We start from the raw sequence: 17,745 nt of genomic DNA on the forward strand, positions 1-17,745 counted from the left end.
ATTTCATTCCTGGGGTTTACTAAATCTACGGGTTGATATTTAGAAGAAATCAACTGCCTTAATGGATTCTCTCCGACAAAATTCTACGGTTGATGCACAAATCACAGGTAGAGATTCCGGGTAATCTGTTGCTTGATTTTTAAAGCTATTTTTGGCTAATTTTGATGGGAGCTGTGGTCACCATGGCTCTTTTTTATTGTTTAGAGGTTTCAGGGAAAGGATTTGGAATCATGTTAGGGCGAGTGATTTTGGCGATCGCCATTGCCTTATGGTGGGGCTCATGGGTTGTTTGGGCGGCGCCTCAATCGCAGTTTTTGACAATCGCAAAAACCACCGCAACCCCTTGGAATTACGCAGATCTTGGCCCCCAGCGGTGGGGCGAGTTGCAACCAGAGTTCCAGACCTGTGCCGTTGGTAAAACCCAATCACCCTTGGCGCTTTTTCCTGAATCGTCTACTCCAGTTTCGGGGGCGTCGCTGCCTTGGCAGTATCAACCAAGTCTCGGGCTTATCCAGGCGACCAGTACCACTTTACAAATCCAAGTGACGGGGAATAATACCCTACAGCTCGGCGCTGACCGCTACAAGCTTGAGCAAATTCATTTTCATTATCCCAGTGAGCACCATGTCCAGGGAAAACAATATGCCATGGAAGTTCACTTTGTCCATCGGCGCGCTCCCCAAGAAGTCGCGGTTTTGGCGGTGCTGGTTGAGTCCGGAACAATGAATCCGACGTTTGCCCACATTTTGCAACGGTGGCCAACCCAGACCCATCCTAGTCAGGTGATTCATTTCGACCCGGCAGCGTTACTCCCCCAAGGCGATCGCCCTTATTTTCGCTATGTTGGCTCCTTGACGACTCCCCCTTGCACGGAAGGGATTTCTTGGTTGGTTGTGGCACAACCTATTTTCCTGGGGGCAGCGCAAATCAAACATTACCAAGCTCTGTATGCACCGAACGCCCGCCCCCTCCAAACAATGACAACCCATCAAGTGCAGTATTATGTGCCGGGTCAGAAAATGGAAATTTAGGCCACTTTCACGAAAATATTCTCGCCTTCTTCGCGGACTTCGTAGCGGGGTAATCCGGCGGTGGCTGGCCCCTGGAGCAGTTCTCCATCTAAGGCAAACCGTGAGCCATGGCAATCACAAACCAGATCAGCATCGGCGAGTTTTACGGGACAGCCCCGATGGTTACAGGTGGGGTCAACGGCCACAAGGCTCTGGTCACTGGGATTACGGAAAACATAGACTTTCTGCCCATTGACCTCTGTGGAAAGTTCACCATTGGCATCGAGACTCCCCACGGCGGTGAAATCAGCCACAAGATTCGCGGCATCTTCTGCTTCGGCGATCGCCCCATCATTGGCTGCGGCATCTTCTACTTCACTGACTGCTGTTGACTCCGAGCCACCAGAACAGGCGGCTAAAATTGTCGGAAAAGAACTCGCAAGTAAACCTAAACCGAATAAACCTACAAATTGACGGCGTTCCATAATTGTTTCTCAAGGGATGTCGAAAATGATGTCTTGACTGTTATAACGAATTTGAAAGGCGTTTTTCGGATTAATGGAGATTTCGTGAAAATGGCGGAGATTGGGATTGCGATAGGCGATCGCCCCGGAAAAACCCCTTAGCAATTGAGGGCTTGGCGTTGGGCTTTCGCTTTCTGTAACGACTCGGCCCATTCTTGCTCTGGATCACTGTCCGCAACAATACCGGCCCCCACCTGCCCGTAAACGGTGGCTGACCCCTGGGTATTCGGCACATAAAGTAAGGTGCGAATCAAAATATTGAGATCTAAATTTCCCCGTTGATCTAGGTAACCACAGGAACCATAAAATAAACTGCGCCGCACCGGTTCTAGGGCTTCGATAATTTCCATACAACGCACCTTCGGACAACCGGTGATCGTGCCTCCCGGAAACATTCCCCGAATTAGATTCACTGCATCCTTATCGGCGGCCAGTTCCCCCACCACATTACTAACGAGGTGAATGACATGGCTATAGCGTTCTAGGACGAATTGCTCATCCACCACGACGCTGCCCCAGATACAGGCCCGGCCAAGATCATTCCGCTCTAAGTCCACCAACATGGTGTGTTCGGCCCGTTCCTTGGTGTTCCGCAACAGTTCTTCGCCGAGGACTTGGTCTTCGCTGGGGGTTTGTCCCCTGGGTCTGGTGCCGCCGATGGGACGGGTCTGGGCAAAGCGTCCCTGTTTTTGGATCAGACGTTCTGGGGAGCAACTGATCATCTCCCCCCAGGGCGATCGCCAATAGCTGGCAAAGGGGGACGGATTGATCTGCTGGAGGTGCTGATAAATGGCCCAACTGCTATGGGCGGTTTGGGTACGGAAGCGCAGGGAAAGATTGGTCTGGAAAATGTCTCCTGCTTGGATGTACTGTTTCGCCTGGCGTACAGCATCGGTGTAGGCTTGGCGATCGCTGAGGAATTCAAGGGAAGGAGCTTCAGAGCCGACTTGGGATTGATCAAGGTCGGAGGATGCACTCGGTTGACTGAGTTGAGTTGTTAAACGATCGAGATCCGCAACGGTGGCCGCCGCCAGCCAAAGCACCTGTTGGTGGTGGTCAAGCACCGCAAAGGAATCGGGCTGGTACCAATAGGCCACGGGAAAAGGCAGGGGATCTGGATTTTCGTAGGGGAGCGTTTCAATCTCCCAGGCAAAGTCATAGCCGAGCCAGCCTAGGTATCCCCCCGTAAAAGGCAAATGGGCGATCACCGCCGGGGGATCTATTTTTGTGGCGAGGAGCTGCTTTAAACAAGCAGTAATTTCCCCTAGGGCGGGCGTAAATAGCTGTTTGGCCCTCGGTGCCCCGGCACAAATGGAGTAGCGGGAAAGCTGGGGATAATCCTTGGGGGTTGGGTAGGGGCTTTCGAGGAGGGTGGCAATCTTGGCTTGGCCGTATAGTCGCGTGAAAATTTCTGCACCAGTGCGTTGTGCTAACGGTTGCGATCGCCAATGCCACATACATTCAACCCCAAGGAAAACTCCCTAGGATTTTGACATACTTTTTTGGCGCGATGGTATTGTCGTCAACACCGCAAAAGCGGATTAATTTTTTGAGCCAGCTATCCTTGGGTGGCCTTACCCCAATCCAGACTACGCAGAAAATCTTGCACCAGTTTGCGACCAGCCACATTGTCGCCATAGTCCCCGGAGTCATCATAGAGCACTGACCAGCAATCGAGAATTTCAGTATCCAAGGCGGCACGAATTTTTGGGGCGGCAATAATGATATCGGCGCTGCGGTGGAGGGGGGTCGGGGCCTCGGCGGTTGCACTCAACAAACACAGCGGCCGTAGCCAATAGCTAGCCTGGGCTTCAATAAATTGAATAACAGCACCATATAAGCGGCGATCGCCAGCGGCTAAGCAAACAATCTGCTGGGGTTTAAAGGGTTCTGTCGTGGTTTGGGACATTGGCAGTTCCAGGGGCAAGTTCAATGATTGAATAATCAGGGTGGAAAAAATTGACAATCTAGTTCCCCAGTTTAAGGCGATCGCCTCATTTTTTTCGCAAATCCCAGCGCTAGAACAAGACATCTCTACCCGTATTTCTTTACAATGGCTGAATGTCTTTAACGCCTGCTACATTAGCTTAAAAATTTTCAACTGAATCCCCTGAACATCCCCCATTGTTGCTCCCAGGGAGAGCCATCGCCCCCCAAACCATGTCCAAACCGAACGCTGCCACTGAAATCCAAGGAATTTTTAATCGCATTGCGCCCCAGTATGACGCGCTCAATGAATGGATTAGCCTCGGTCAGCATCGCATTTGGAAAAAAATGGCGGTGAAATGGAGTGGCGTTACCGGAGGCGATCTTGCCCTGGATGTGTGTTGCGGCAGTGGTGACTTAACTTTACTGCTGGCGAAAACCGTCGGCGTTTACGGTAAAACCGTTGGCATTGATTTTGCGAGCCAACAATTGGCGATCGCCGCCCAAAAACAAAACCGTCTTTGTCCTCACCTCGATATCCAGTGGCAGGAAGGAGATGCTCTGGCTTTACCCTACCCTGACAATCATTTTGATGGGGCGACTATGGGCTATGGGCTGCGGAATGTTACCGATATTCCCCAGGCACTCCGGGAATTACAGCGGGTGTTAAAACCAGGTAAAAAAGTGGCTATTTTAGATTTTCACCGTCCGGATAATCCTGGGAAACAAGTGTTTCAACAATGGTATCTGGATCGCTTTGTGGTGCCCCTCGCAGAACGATTTCAGCTCACCCCCGAATACGCCTACATTCAACCCAGTATCAAACGGTTTCCCACCGGAAAAACCCAAGAAAAACTGGCTAAAGAAGCGGGCTTTCGGAACGCAATTCACTACGGCATCGTCGGCGATATGATGGGTGTACTAGTGGCTACCAAGTGACGGGGATAGGGGACACATGGGTCAGCGACGAATCTGTATAGGAGATGTGCATGGTCATTACGATACGTTGATGGCCCTGCTGGAGCTGGTTGCGCCCAGAACAGAAGATGCGGTTTACTTCCTCGGTGATTTGATTGACCGAGGCCCCAAAAGTGCAGACATTATTGAGTTTGTGCGCCGTAGTTCCTATCAGTCTCTCCTCGGCAACCATGAAATGATGATGCTAGAGGCGATCGCCAACGATGGCAGCGTCCAGCAAGAAACCTTTATCGCCTGGTACCATAGCGGCGGTGCGAATACCCTCCAAAGTTATAACCACCGCATCCCGGCCGAACATTTGCAATGGTTGCGCCAGCGGCCCACCCACCTCGATCTAGGGGATGTTTGGTTAGTCCATGCGGGCCTTTCCCCCCACCTACCCATCGAGCAACAGGGGGCGGAACAATTCTGTTGGGTGCGCAGTGAGTTCCATTCCATGACCCAGCCCTACTTTGCCAATAAGCTGATTATTGTCGGCCATACGATCACCTTCACTTTTCCGGGGGTACAACCGGGACAGGTGGTGCAGGGGCCGGGCTGGTTGGACATTGACACCGGGGTCTACCACACCAAAAGCGGCTGGTTAACGGCCTTTGATATTGACCAGCGCCAAATTTATCAAGTCAATAGCCACACCGCCGAAAAACGCCAACTCCCCCTAGATGCGATCGCCGTTACACCCTTTTTATCGTTCTAGTCGCCAGCCTTGGCCGCACAGGTTTTCTTAGAATTTTTCCGATCAGCAGTCGAGATTCACGCTATGATATTTCTGCTCATCACTTTTGGAGAGGTGGCAGAGCGGTTGAATGCGCCTGACTTGAAATCAGGTTTCGGGGCAACTCGGACGGGGGTTCGAATCCCCCCCTCTCCGTACAGATTTTTTAACTCATTTTTTCAAATAGCGGACTGTCGTCGCCCCAATTTTCAGTTCCCCCATTTGTGAATAAATAAAATTTTTGGGATATTTTCCTGCGCCGGGGCGATGGATTTAGGCAAAATAATGGGAAGCGCTTGCCTGAAAATAATTCTGTCTCCATGTCTAAACCTGATTTTTTCCCGACCCAAACTGAGCCGATGCTCGTACGTTTAGTGCAAAGTATTGCCTATTGGGTAGGGCGTTTTAAATATCAACTGAAATTGCGGGTGAGCGAGGCAGATCTCGGTAAGATTCGGGATTTGGGAGATGCGCGCGTGATCTTTATGCCCAATCACCCCACCTTTGACGATGGTTTGGTGCTATTTTTGCTCTCGGCCCAGTTGGGAGAAATCTTCCATTACCTGGTGGCCTACGAAAATTTTACGGCGCAACTCGCCGGGTTTTTGCAAAAGATGGGCTGTTATTCCATTCGTCGGGGCCTTGGCGATCGCCGCAGTATTGCCCACACGTTAGATCTGTTGAAACAGGAACGCTCCCGGATGGTAATTTTTCCGGAGGGGGGCTGCTCCTTTCAAAATGATGCGATCATGCCCTTTCGCACCGGGGCGATCCAGTTGCCCATGCAAGCGATGTTGGCGATCGCCAAACAAGAGGGTCAGTTTCCTCCCTGTTATCTGGTGCCCATTAGCATCAAATATCGCTACCTCAAGGCCCCTGAACTGATTATTCAGCAGAGCCTCAAAACCCTAGAGCAGAAACTAGAAATTCCCCCCAGTGACCCCGAACCCTATGGCCGTCTGCGGGGGGTCGCCCAGGTGGTGATGCAGCAACTAGAAGCAGAATATAACCTCACTCCGGCGGCCGATGATGATTGGAATGACCGGATTGAGGGCATTCGGAACCGAGCCCTCAGTCTCTGTGAAACGGAATTGGGCCTAAATTTTCCAGAGGATTTCCCGCTCCGGGAACGGGTTTATAAAATGCAGGCGCTCCTCATCGAAAAAGCCGATGGGGAGATGGCCCTCGACCTCGACACCTATGAAGCCCTCTACCAAACAACGGTGCGTTTGCTGAACTTCGATGCGATCTACGATGGCTATGTGGGGGATCATCCAAGCCCTGAACGGTTTATCGATACCCTCACTCGCCTAGAACGGGAGGTGTTTCGGGTGGAAATCCCCGCGCCCAAGGGACTCCACGAGAGCTGGCTCCGGGTGGGCACACCGATTAATCTCCAGGATTATGTGGCCCAATATAAAGGCGATCGCCAGGGCACCCTGCAGCAACTCACAGACGCAATGCAGTACGAAGTGCAGAACAACCTCCTCGATATGATTTATCATCCTTAGAATATTGGCAAAAATAAAAATTCCCCCAAACCAACCATCGATCTAAGCTGAAATCACCGTTCCTTGATAACGTTAAAACAGGGTGATTAAGACGCCTCTCAATCCCTTCTACCCCAGCCCTAAAGTGTGAGGAGAATCTACTGTGGATGCCGCCAGTCAACAAAAAATTCTCGGCTATTTCATTGAAGAAGCCAAAGAACACCTTGAAACCTTAGAACAGGGCATCCTGGAGCTGTCGGAGGTGGTGGATGATACCGAACGGGTCAATGAACTTTTCCGGGCCGCCCACTCAGTAAAAGGGGGGGCAGCGATGTTGGGCTACACGAGCATCCAAAAAACGGCCCACCGCCTCGAAGATGCGTTCAAGGTCTTTAAGGACAATACGATTACCGTCGATGAAACCCTAAAGTCTCTTTTTCTGAATGCCTACGATGTGCTCCAAGAGCTCCTCGAAAAGCTACAAAGTCCCTTTGGCCTCCAGGAAGAAGAAATTGAGAAAATCATGGCGGAGGCTGACCCTCAATTCAGCGAATTACAAAAGTATTTGGATCGTCTCGCCGTCAGCGACAACCGTAATCCTGTCGTTGCTCCAGAGGTTGCGCCGCCGCCGCTAACGCCTGCCCCCACTGGATCAGCAACTGCTATGGGGTTTTCCTTTGGGCCGCAAGTTCGTGGCTTGTTGCAGCAAATGTTGGGACTATTTCGCCAGGATGCCACCCCAGAATGCCGCCAGCAACTCCAAAAGCTCTGTATTGAACTGGCTAAACTGAATAAAAAAGCGAAACCTTGGCAAAAATTACTCAAAGCAAGTCATAAGGCGATCGCCAATCCCGCCCATCGTTTTTCGACCCTCGCCCCCATTGTGCTTAAAAGCATCAAAGAAGCTGCTGACCACTTAGAACGCAACGAACCAGAGCGTATTAGCCTGCCAACGGATTTAAAAAATTTGGCGATCGCCCAACTCCCCTACATTCTGATTCCCACAGAACCCAAGGAGGCCGCCCAAATCTTGAACAGTGCCTTTAGCGAAGCCCAACTGGCCCAATTGGTGCAGGCCCTGAAACATCGCGCTTAGTATTCTGCAAAGTTTCCGAACTGCACCCGAATCACGAAAATCACTATGGCGATCGCCCCCTGGGTAGTGAATGGCCAGTCTCTTAATGCTTGAAATACCTGTATCAATGTTTGAGATAATCACAACAAAAGAGGCCCAACCCTGGGGCTGAACCTCCTTGCTTTTTCTAAACTGAGTAGAAATTGACAGATTGGTTAGAGGGTCGTGGTCAGACGCTCAATCCTTGCCCCTAGAGCCTTAAACTTCCCTTCAAGGTCATCATAGCCCCGATCCATGTGGTGTACCTCGCGCATGATCGTTGTGCCCTCAGCCGCTAAACCAACCAGAACCAAGGCTGCTGAAGCCCGGAGATCGGTCGCCATTACGGGAGCCCCAGACAAAAAAGGTACCCCTTTAATAATGGCGTTATTGCCCTTGACTTTGACATCCGCCCCCATGCGCTTAAATTCTGCGACGTGGTGCATCCGGTTTTCAAAAACCGTTTCCGTGACGACACTGCTCCCTTCACAGAGGGTGAGCAACGCCATGAACTGGGCTTGCATATCCGTGGGGAAACCAGGATAGGGCAGGGTTTCGATATCCGTCGCCCGGAGAATCCCTTGGGGTTTGATCCGCAGACGGTTCGGCCCTTCGGCAATCACCTTTGTCCCCGTTGCTTCGAGCTTGGCAATCACCGGTAAAAGATGGTCTGGGACGACGGGAAAGACGCTAAATTCTGACTGGGTAATGGCCCCGGCCACGAGAAAAGTCCCAGCTTCAATGCGGTCGGGAATAATCGGGTAGTCGGTAGCGTGGAGGCGATCGCACCCTTGAATCACAATTTTGTTGCTGCCATCTCCGCTAATGTATGCCCCCATAGACCGACAGAAGTTTGCCAGATCAACGATTTCTGGTTCCTGGGCGGCATTTTCAATAATTGTTTCCCCTTCAGCGAGGGTTGCCGCCATCATCAGGGTTTCGGTCGCCCCAACGCTCGGATAATCTAAGTAGATTTTGGCCCCCTGGAGCCGTCGTCGATTTCCCTTGACTGTCGCTTGGACAACCCCATGTTCAATAATTACCTCGGCCCCCATCGCCTGGAGACCTCGTACATGGAGATCTACGGGCCTAGCACCAATGGCACAGCCCCCCGGCATCGGCACTTTTGCTTCCCCAAGGCGGGCCAGGAGTGGGCCAATGACAAAAAAGCTCGCCCGCAGCTTGGAAACCAATTCGTAGGGCGCTTCTGCTGTCCTAAGGTGGCGAGCATCAAAATCAAGGCTGCCAGGGGTAGCAACGATTTGTACCCCAAGGGCGGCAATGACTTCGGCCATCCGTTTAATATCCGCTAAATCCGGGATATTTGTCAGACGGCATTGATCGCTACAGAGTAGGGTTCCCGCCATGATCGCCAGGGCAGAATTTTTCGCGCCACTGATTTTAACCTCGCCACTGAGGGGATGTCGCCCTTCAATTTTGAGGATGGTTTCAGCGGTCGCACGGGTGGGGGTGAGGGGGGCAGAAGTTTTAATGGGTCGATCCTCCACAAATGGAAAGAAGATGGGGGAAATTTTGTCAAATTTTCGTCTTGATTCTACCGGAAAGTCTTGGCCTATGTTGCTCAGAATTACACTTTTTTGTTCACGGTTTAGAATAGGTTTCTTGGTAATAGATAATCTTTTGGCAATTGGCTTGACGCTTTTCGTTCTTCAAGTAATAATTGTTGATTGTGTAATTACATATTTACCTGCGGAACTGGCGGAATTGGTAGACGCGCTAGATTCAGGTTCTAGTGGGAGTTTTATCCCTTGCGAGTTCAAGTCTCGCGTTCCGCATCTAACCGACAAAAGTTGTTTGCCTTGCCTGAAGCCTTTTGACGAGAACGGTAAGGTCGATGGGGGCAAAGATGCTCACAAGTTTACAAAATCCACTGGTCAAGGAGATTCGTAAGCTGCACCAAGGGCGGGAGCGGCAGAAACAGGGTCGTTTGTTACTGGAGGGAACCAATCTAATCGAGGCGGCGATCGCCAAGGGATTTTCTTTCCAGACGGTACTGTTTACGGCAGCTTGGCAGACAAAATATCCGGCACTGGCTAGTCAACTCAAAGGCGATCGCCAAACCTTAGTTTCAGAAGAGGTGCTGCAAAAGGTGGCAACCACGGTGAATCCTGATGGCATTGTGGCCACCCTCGACCAGGCGCTCATTTCCCAGACGCCGCCCCAAACCCTCCAATTGGGGGTAGCCGTGGAGCGACTCCAGGATCCGGGTAACCTGGGAACCATTATTCGCACGGCAACGGCGACAGGGGTCGATGGTCTGTTGTTGAGTCATGACAGCGTCAATCCCAGTAACCCGAAGGTGCTGCGGGCTTCGGTGGGGGCTTGGTTCCAGACGACGCCTGTGGTTATCCCCACCTTTGCTGAACAACTACAACGGTATCGTGCCCAGGGAGTACAGATTGTGGCAACGCTCCCCCAGGCAACTAAAACCTACTGGGATGTGGATTGGCGGCAACCGAGTTTGATTTTATTAGGCAATGAAGGGGCTGGTTTGTCCCCGGCGATCGCCAGCCTCGCCAACGAAACGGTACAGATTCCCATGGGGCCGGGAGTAGAATCGCTCAATGTGGCGATCGCCTGTGCCTTGATGCTTTACGAAGCCCGTCGCCAGCGGGATCATCAAACTCTTCCCTAATTTCCTGACAGTTGGGTTTGGAGCGTCTCCAGTACCATTTGAGCATGGCCTTTAACCTTGACCTTTGACCAAATTGCCGCCACTTGACCCTGGGGATTGATTAAAAACGTACTGCGAACAATCCCCATATATTCTTTGCCCATAAATTTTTTCAGTTGCCAGACCCCATAGGCCTCGGCGGTTTGATGGTCGGGATCGCTCAACAGTTCGATGGCTAACTCTTTTTTTTCAATGAAGCGGCCATGGGATTTTTCCGAATCGGGACTCACGCCCACGATCACGGCATCTAAGGCGGTAAATTCGGGGACAAGGGCCGTAAAGTCTAGGGCTTCGGTGGTGCAACCGGGGGTATTGTCCTTAGGGTAAAAATAAAAAACGAGCCATTTGCCACTGTAGGCCGCCAGGGTACGGGCTTCACCTTGGGCATTGGTGAGGGCAAAATCAGGGGCTGCTTGGCCAATCGTCAGGGTCGTCATGGAATTAGGCATTCACTTGAAAATTCATAACTGTATTATTCCTTAGGCCAAAGCAGATCTCTAGAGTGAGCTTTGAGCGAAGCCCTACATTGCCCCAAGATTTTTCCAGACGACCCAATCCTTGGGAAAAGTCTAGCGATTTTCGTACCAGTAGCCGATGAGTTTATACACCAGCTTGGCGGCGGTGTACTCAGAAACCACAGAGTCATCTAAGGGGGCCAGTTCCATGATGTCGCAGCCGATCACTTGTTTTTCCCGAAACAGGCGACGCAAAAAGCGCAGGGTGCTGTACCAATCCATGCCACCGGGTTCAGGGGTGCCGACGCCAGCGATGAGGGTCGGGTCAATGCCATCTAGATCAATGGTGAGGAAAACTTTTTCCGTTTTAATATTGGCGATCGCCGTTTCGATCCAGTTGGGATCATGTTGCATATCCCATGCCCAAATCACCGGAATTTCCTTCGCCGCCAATAAATCCGCTTCTTCTCGACAGAGACTCCGGATCGCCACAGGCAAACTCGGCAACCCCAAATCCATTACCCGTCGCATAATGCAAGCATGGTTATGTTCAGAACCTTCGTAGCTCTGGCGCAGATCCGCATGGGCATCAATTTGTACCACCGTAAAAGGTTCTTGGTAGAACTCCAGATGACCTTTCACGACCCCTGTAGTAATGGCGTGTTCTCCCCCCAGGGCAATTACAAATTTGCCATCTTGCAAGAGATTTTGGGTGGTTTCGCTGGTGACCGCTAACATTTCCTCGGCGGACATTCCAGGATTCTGGCGCGTATCGGCGATCGCCCCATGGGTAAAAATCCCCACATCAAAACAAGTTTCCCGGCGCAACTCATCGTCATAACATTCCAGCTGGTGGGACGCTTCTAAAAGTGCATCTGGCCCCCATTCACAACCTTTGCGATAGGTGGTTGTCGCTTCGTAGGGAATGGGCAAAATCACCACCGGAGATTCTGTATAGCTCCGTTCCACTTCAGAACCAATGAAATCTTGTAAGACAAATTGAGACATAGATATTCCCTAACCGCGATAACCGAAAAATAGACCTAAAACTATACGTCAAAACGGTCTCAAGGGATCTCTTGCGGGGGAAAATGGGGTAAAGTTACCAAATTTAACCAAAAAGCAATGATTTGCTGCACCACGGTAAAAAAATCATCCACATTACTAGGTTTGGTGATAAAGCAATTGGCCTGGGCTTGGTAGCAACGGAGGATATCTTGTTCGGCCTGGGAGGTGCTAAAAATAATCACCGGGATCGCCTGGAGATAAGGATCTTGTTTGATGCGATGGAGGAGATCCACGCCGGATATTTTGGGTAAATTTAAGTCTGAAATGATTAGGGAGGGATAAATCCAATGGCTCTGGTTCTCGGCTGCCGACGGCGCGAGGGCTTGTCCTTGATTGAGAAACTGCCAGGCTTGTTCACCATTGGGGGCTGTTTGGAGGTGCAATTCTGGAAAGTATTCTTCGACGACTTCTGCCATCAACTCCAGATAGCCAGGTTGATCATCCACCATCAGAATGGAGCGTTGGATGGCGGTCAAGGAACAAGCAGAATAAATGGGGGCGTTGGGCGTTTGGGTCAAGGGCGTTGGGGTTAGAAGCCAAAGAAAGGGTCTAGGCTACGATGACTCTAAATTTTTCAAAATATACTACCGATCTCAATGGTATCGAACCTACCTAGGGGCATGACCCTGCGGATGCCTTAAATTTTTCTGTTATTTTGCGGCTAAAGGCGATCGCCCCTCAACTTGCCGTTAATTAATCACTCAATGGTGATAAATGGGCAGCGTGAAGTAAAAAGTTGCCCCTGCCTGGGGTTGGGAGGTGACCCAAATATCGCCCCCATGGATTTTGACAATGCGGTGACAAATGGCGAGACCAATTCCAGTGCCGGGATATTCTTCCTGGGTGTGGAGCCGCTGAAAAATTTGAAAAATGCGCTGCTGATGTTTGGGATCGATCCCAATGCCGTTATCTGCGACCATAAACTGCCAGTGGTGTTCGGTCTCGGTGACGTTGATCGTGATTTTGGGTTGGCGATCGCCCCGGTATTTAATTGCATTGCTGAGGAGATTTTGCCAGAGGCTTTGGAGTTGACTCCCATCACCCAGGACTTCTGGGAGGGTTTTGGGACAGTGGAGTTGGGTGTGAGTCCGCTTGAGTTTGAGCTTGAGGTTGGCGATCGCCCGTTGGAGACAATCCTCCATAGACACCAGTTCCGGTTTACTTTGACGGGTATTCAGGCGAGAATAACGCAGCAAGTCTTGAATTTGCGTTTGCATCGTGCGGGTGCCCGTGGTGATGTGCTGGAGATATCGTTGGGAACGCTCATCCAGGCGATCGCCATTGCGACGGGCTAGCAGTTGGGCATAATTAGCCACCAGTTGCAGCGGTTCCTGGAGGTCATGGGACGCCACATAGGCAAACTGTTCGAGTTCTTGGTTAGAACGGGCCAGTTCATTGGTGTAATGGCGTTGGCGTTGCAGTAGTTCCGCCTGGTTGAGGGCAATGCAAATTTGATTGATGAGCTGGCGCAGGAGATGCAATTCATCGGCATTCCAAATTTGAGGAAAATGGCACTGCTGGACACAAATCAAACCCTTTAGCCGCGGTTCTCCTTCGGGATCATCCATGGCGCTCACGAGGACAGGTAAAACAGCGTAGGCGACAACGCCATATTCCCGAAGCATAGCATCGTGGGCCGGGGGAAACTTTGCGGCTTCTACGTCGATGCAGGTCTGGAGTTCTCCCTGGCGAAATAGATCAAAATCGCCCCGGTTAAAGGCCGCCAGGGGAAACCGATGGTGGAGCATCGAGCGGACATTGGGGTGAGTCGCCTCCGCCGTCACTTTACCTTCAGTTTCATTTAAGATCTCCCAAAAAATCACCCGGTCAGCTTGGAGGGTTTTGCGGAGTTCCTGCACCGTCGTGGTTAACATTTTGTCCATATCCCAGGAGCGCAAAATTTTAACCGTCAAGGAAGCCAACATATGTTGATGGCGGCTGTAGCGCATTTTGGTCAGTTCCAGTTGACGCTCTTCGGTGACGTCCCGGGCGCTGCCTTGGATCTGTTGGATGGTACCCTGGCGATCGCGGATCGGGATCAGACAAGTCCGCCAAATTTGGGTGCTGTCGGGAAGTTCGATCACTTCTTCAAACAACAGCGTTTCACCAATTTCGAGGCAACCCTGGAAAGAATCACACAGTTGTTGCGCCAGCTTTTCAGGAAAGACGGTTTGGGGCGATTTCCCAATGATTTGCCGGGGATAAACCCCCATTTTTTCGCAGTAGGTGGGGTTGACCATTTCAAAGGTAAACTCAGTCACCAATTCGGTCAGGTCAACGGGAGCCGCAGCAGTAATGGCGATCGCCCGGTGGACACGGATCAAAAAAATAGCCTCCGCAGAATGGGTCACAATCCCGGCGTAGAGTGCTTCGGAGGCTTCTAGTTCCCGTTGGGTAGCAGTGCGGATCAAATTGTGGTGGAGCAGTTCCGCCGCCATCTTTAGGGCTTGAATCTCTAGGGCTGACCAGGGATGGGCGCGGGCTACTTCGCTGGTAAAGATTAAATGACCCCAGTGGTGGCCTTGGTGGTCAAAAATCGGTAGTCCTAAAAATGCCTTGACATCTAAAAATTCCAACAGGGGAACTAATTTTGGGTCTTGGTGCTGGTGGGCGATCGCCACGACATCACCAAGCTCTAGGAGTTGTTGCCACCAGTGGAGGGGAAATTCTGCGACCTTTTTTTGGCAAGGAGGAGAACCGTCATATGACCATTGTTCAACAATGTTGGGGGGCGAATTAATCTGACCTGCCCCATCCCAATGCCATTGAAAAATAGTGATCCGCTCCATCTGGAGGTGGCGTCCCAGAATTCCCAAGGCCTTATCTAGGGTGGCTTCAGGACGGAAAAGGGCCTGGGAAAATTTGACCAGAATGGTGGTGAGCTGGAGATGGGTTTCTAGGGGACGGGGGGCTGGCTGACGCACCAAGTCGGGGGATTTTTCCTGGAGCACAGCCCGAAAACCGAGTTCTAGGGTCAACGGCGATAGCTCTCCAGGGGGAATTGCGATCAAGCCAGGTTGCTTGGGGAGCGGAGCTGCGGTAATCACCACCACCGGGAGTGCCAGGGCCAAGCTTTGATCAAGCCATATTTCGGTTAGTGCCTCAGGGCAAAAGAGAATGATCAAATCGGCGGGTTCTAGGGGGGTCACAAAGGGTTGCGATCGCCAACTCAGATCCCACCGAGAAATTTGCTCTAGGCAATCCTCCAGGGGCGATCGCCCTAAATCTTCCCCTACAATCAAAATATGGAGTAATGACTTTGTCAGGGTTGATGCTTGTGCCAGCGGAAGATAGGTCATTGGCCCGGTTGCGATAGATCAGTGCTCATCCCCATTGTCGCGCCTAATTTAAAAATTGCCCGCTGCCCCCTGCTGTGTCCTGTTTCGTCATGTCCCAAACAAGTTTGACCATTATTCCACCCGGTCAGCCCGGCGATCACCATCTTTTGGTTTGTCAGCACCGGAGTTGTCTTGAGCGGGGAAGTGCGTTAATTCTTCAGGCTTTTCAGCGGGCATCCCTACCGCCACGGGTCTTGGCGATCGCCAGTCCCTGCCAAGGCCAATGCCACTTGGGTGTGACTGTGCGCCTGGTACCCACAGAGGTGTGGTATTGCCAGGTAACTCCTGCCGATGTGCCCCATATTTGTGCCGCGCTCCACCAAGGCGATCCCCTAGGGCATCGAGACATCGCTAACCCCGTGCGAGCAAAACTTAACCCCAGAATTCATCCCCCAGGGTCGTTGATTTAGGAGGTAACGGCTTCCTGGGCGTTTTTTTGACGATGTTGTGCCTCCAAATAAACCAGCAACGCATTAATATCTGCCGGGTTGACGCCACCGATGCGTGTGGCCTGACCAATGGTGAGGGGGCGCACCTTATTTAATTTTTCCCGGGCTTCCATCGACAGGGTTTCCACCGTCAAGTAATCTAAACCTTCCGGCAACTTCCGATTCGCATGGCGGCTAATTTGGTCAATTTGGTTTTGTTGCCGCTTGATATAACCAGAATATTTAATATCAATTTCTGCCCCTGCTTGCTCTGCCTGGGTGAGCGCCTCATTCCCCAAGCCATAACTGGCGAGATCGGCATAGTGGAACTTGGGTCGCCGCAATAAATCCGCTAAGGTCACAGAACTTTTGATTTTCTGGCCCGTATCCGCCGCAATTTTCTGACCCAAGGGATCCAATTCTTTGACCCGCTCCGTGTGGAGTCGTTCTTTTTCGGCCGCAATATTTTCCTGCTTCGTTTGGTACAAAGCCCAACGGCGATCGCCAATTAAACCAATCTCCCGGCCCAGGGGCGTTAACCGCTGATCGGCATTATCGGAACGGAGAATCAAGCGATATTCCGAACGGGAAGTCAGCATCCGGTAGGGTTCCCGTAAATCCTTTGTACACAGATCATCAATTAAAGTGCCTAGATAGCTTTGTTCCCGGGGAAAAACAACCATGTCCTGACCCTGGGCAAATTTCGCCGCGTTGATGCCTGCCACGATCCCTTGGGCTGCTGCTTCTTCGTAGCCCGTGGTGCCATTAATTTGTCCCGCTGAAAATAAACCTTCGACGCGCTTGGTCATCAGGGTGGGGTAACACTGGGTTGCAGGTAAGTAGTCATATTCCACCGCATAGGCTGGGCGGAGCATCACACAATCTTCCATCCCCGGCAGACTTTGGAGCATCTGTAACTGGAGACTTTCGGGCAGTCCCGTCGAAAAACCTTGGATATAAAGCTCTGGAATCGTGCGCCCTTCCGGTTCAATAAAAATTTGGTGGGAATCCTTATCAGCAAACCGGACAATCTTGTCTTCAATGCTCGGACAATAACGGGGGCCTTTGGAATCAATAAAGCCACCATAGATGGGAGACAGGTGCAGATTATCTTTAATCAATTGATGGGTCTTTGGGGTTGTTCGAGTCAGGTAACAGGGCATTTGTTCACGCTCTACCCAGGCTTCAGGATCAAAGCTGAACCACCGTACCTCTTCGTCCGCCGGTTGAATTTCCATTTTGCTGTAATCGACCGAACGGCGATCCACCCGGGCGGGGGTGCCTGTTTTTAAGCGCCCCGTCTCAAACCCTAACTCGTTCAAGGTTTCCGTCATGCCCACTGCGGCAAATTCCCCGGCCCGGCCCGCAGGCATCGATTTGTTCCCAATCCAGATCGTGCCCCCAAGGAAAGTCCCCGTTGTTAGGACAACAGCCTTGGCCCCAAAACAAGTCCCAAAATAGGTTTGAATCCCACAAATTTCATCGTTGTCGCCTAACACAAGATCCGTCGCCATCCCCTCGCGAATCACAAGATTATCTTGGTTTTCAACGATATTTTTCATTACCGCGGCATATTCGCGTTTATCGGTTTGGGCGCGCAAGGCCCAGACGGCTGGCCCCCGGGACGCATTGAGCACCCGCTTTTGGAGATAGGTGCGGTCTGCCATCTTACCGATTTCCCCTCCCAAGGCATCCACTTCGTGGGTTAACTGGGATTTTGCGGGGCCACCGACAGCCGGGTTACAAGGTTGCCAGGCAATTTTGTCGAGGTTGAGGGTCAACATCAGCGTGCGGCAACCTAAACGAGCCGAGGCCAAGGCCGCTTCACAACCGGAATGGCCAGCACCAATAACGATGACATCAAACTCATCTTGAAAATCAACGGGGGTTCGCAGCATTGTTTTGTTTTGGGGAATGATTGGGTTAGGACTAGGGATTCAATATTCTATCAAGGCGAGGCAGATTGTTCGTTGGGCAAAATATTGAGTTTAGCCCCTGAAATTT

16 protein-coding genes and 2 tRNA genes are annotated in these 17,745 nt (G+C 51.4%); 9 read left to right on the forward strand and 9 right to left on the reverse strand.

The window, feature by feature from the left end; translation table 11 throughout:
- The first annotated feature begins 182 nt into the window (after nucleotides 1–182).
- A complete protein-coding gene (locus AWQ22_RS05620; protein ID WP_198166524.1) occupies nucleotides 183–1,031 on the forward strand; it encodes a carbonic anhydrase in 849 nt (282 codons plus the stop codon).
- Here the strand turns inward: AWQ22_RS05620 and AWQ22_RS05625 are convergent.
- From AWQ22_RS05625 to AWQ22_RS05635, 3 genes are all read right to left on the reverse strand, one after another.
- Nucleotides 1,028–1,495 carry a ubiquinol-cytochrome c reductase iron-sulfur subunit gene (locus AWQ22_RS05625; RefSeq protein ID WP_065710441.1) on the reverse strand — a complete coding sequence of 156 codons (468 nt, stop codon included), beginning with the start codon at nucleotides 1,493–1,495 and terminating at the stop codon, nucleotides 1,028–1,030. The genes AWQ22_RS05620 and AWQ22_RS05625 overlap by 4 nt on opposite strands.
- 137 nt (nucleotides 1,496–1,632) lie before the next feature.
- Nucleotides 1,633–2,991: an anthranilate synthase component I gene (locus AWQ22_RS05630; protein WP_065710442.1), complete on the reverse strand. Its 1,359-nt coding sequence runs from the start codon at nucleotides 2,989–2,991 to the stop codon at nucleotides 1,633–1,635.
- Between the two features lie 101 nt (nucleotides 2,992–3,092).
- Nucleotides 3,093–3,566, reverse strand: a complete 474-nt coding sequence (locus AWQ22_RS05635) for a hypothetical protein (RefSeq protein ID WP_232321507.1) — start codon at nucleotides 3,564–3,566, stop codon at nucleotides 3,093–3,095.
- Nucleotides 3,567–3,694: 128 nt separating this feature from the next.
- Between AWQ22_RS05635 and ubiE the strand changes: the two genes are divergently transcribed.
- From ubiE to AWQ22_RS05660, 5 genes are all read left to right on the forward strand, one after another.
- Nucleotides 3,695–4,399 carry a bifunctional demethylmenaquinone methyltransferase/2-methoxy-6-polyprenyl-1,4-benzoquinol methylase UbiE gene (ubiE, locus tag AWQ22_RS05640; RefSeq protein WP_065711646.1) on the forward strand — a complete coding sequence of 235 codons (705 nt, stop codon included), beginning with the start codon at nucleotides 3,695–3,697 and terminating at the stop codon, nucleotides 4,397–4,399.
- Nucleotides 4,400–4,415: 16 nt separating this feature from the next.
- On the forward strand, nucleotides 4,416–5,135 hold the full coding sequence (locus AWQ22_RS05645) for a metallophosphoesterase family protein (protein ID WP_065710443.1): 720 nt from the start codon (nucleotides 4,416–4,418) through the stop codon (nucleotides 5,133–5,135).
- An 87-nt stretch (nucleotides 5,136–5,222) separates the two neighbouring features.
- A tRNA-Ser gene (locus AWQ22_RS05650) sits at nucleotides 5,223–5,309 on the forward strand.
- A gap of 164 nt (nucleotides 5,310–5,473) precedes the next feature.
- On the forward strand, nucleotides 5,474–6,664 hold the full coding sequence (locus AWQ22_RS05655) for a 1-acyl-sn-glycerol-3-phosphate acyltransferase (RefSeq protein WP_065710444.1): 1,191 nt from the start codon (nucleotides 5,474–5,476) through the stop codon (nucleotides 6,662–6,664).
- 142 nt (nucleotides 6,665–6,806) lie between these two features.
- A complete protein-coding gene (locus AWQ22_RS05660; RefSeq protein ID WP_065710445.1) occupies nucleotides 6,807–7,739 on the forward strand; it encodes an Hpt domain-containing protein in 933 nt (310 codons plus the stop codon).
- A gap of 194 nt (nucleotides 7,740–7,933) precedes the next feature.
- Here the strand turns inward: AWQ22_RS05660 and murA are convergent, their stop codons facing one another.
- Nucleotides 7,934–9,250 (reverse strand): UDP-N-acetylglucosamine 1-carboxyvinyltransferase, encoded by a 1,317-nt coding sequence (gene murA, locus AWQ22_RS05665; protein ID WP_065711647.1) that lies wholly within the window; start codon nucleotides 9,248–9,250, stop codon nucleotides 7,934–7,936.
- 217 nt (nucleotides 9,251–9,467) lie between these two features.
- Between murA and AWQ22_RS05670 the strand changes: the two genes are divergently transcribed.
- Nucleotides 9,468–9,553: transfer RNA gene (locus AWQ22_RS05670), tRNA-Leu, on the forward strand.
- 71 nt (nucleotides 9,554–9,624) lie between these two features.
- On the forward strand, nucleotides 9,625–10,413 hold the full coding sequence (locus AWQ22_RS05675) for an RNA methyltransferase (RefSeq protein ID WP_065711648.1): 789 nt from the start codon (nucleotides 9,625–9,627) through the stop codon (nucleotides 10,411–10,413).
- On the opposite strand, the gene bcp is transcribed toward AWQ22_RS05675, so the two are convergent.
- The 4 genes from bcp to AWQ22_RS05695 form a co-directional block, all read right to left on the reverse strand.
- Entirely contained in the window at nucleotides 10,410–10,889 is a 480-nt protein-coding gene (gene bcp / locus AWQ22_RS05680; RefSeq protein WP_065710446.1) for a thioredoxin-dependent thiol peroxidase, read from the reverse strand. The genes AWQ22_RS05675 and bcp overlap by 4 nt on opposite strands.
- A 132-nt stretch (nucleotides 10,890–11,021) precedes the next feature.
- Nucleotides 11,022–11,915, reverse strand: a complete 894-nt coding sequence (gene speB, locus AWQ22_RS05685) for an agmatinase (RefSeq protein ID WP_065710447.1) — start codon at nucleotides 11,913–11,915, stop codon at nucleotides 11,022–11,024.
- A gap of 59 nt (nucleotides 11,916–11,974) precedes the next feature.
- On the reverse strand, nucleotides 11,975–12,493 hold the full coding sequence (locus AWQ22_RS05690; RefSeq protein WP_084448963.1) for a response regulator: 519 nt from the start codon (nucleotides 12,491–12,493) through the stop codon (nucleotides 11,975–11,977).
- A 183-nt stretch (nucleotides 12,494–12,676) separates the two neighbouring features.
- Entirely contained in the window at nucleotides 12,677–15,274 is a 2,598-nt protein-coding gene (locus AWQ22_RS05695; protein WP_065710448.1) for an ATP-binding protein, read from the reverse strand.
- Between the two features lie 89 nt (nucleotides 15,275–15,363).
- Here AWQ22_RS05695 and AWQ22_RS05700 point away from each other — a divergent pair, with 89 nt between their 5' ends.
- Entirely contained in the window at nucleotides 15,364–15,723 is a 360-nt protein-coding gene (locus AWQ22_RS05700; RefSeq protein WP_065710449.1) for a ferredoxin, read from the forward strand.
- Here the strand turns inward: AWQ22_RS05700 and mnmG are convergent.
- Nucleotides 15,720–17,639, reverse strand: coding sequence for a tRNA uridine-5-carboxymethylaminomethyl(34) synthesis enzyme MnmG (gene mnmG, locus AWQ22_RS05705; RefSeq protein WP_065710450.1), 1,920 nt, complete (start codon nucleotides 17,637–17,639; stop codon nucleotides 15,720–15,722). The genes AWQ22_RS05700 and mnmG overlap by 4 nt on opposite strands.
- Between the last annotated feature and the right edge of the window lie 106 nt (nucleotides 17,640–17,745).

It is taken from the genome of Picosynechococcus sp. PCC 7117 (assembly GCF_001693275.1).
Lineage (GTDB): Bacteria > Cyanobacteriota > Cyanobacteriia > Cyanobacteriales > MRBY01 > MRBY01.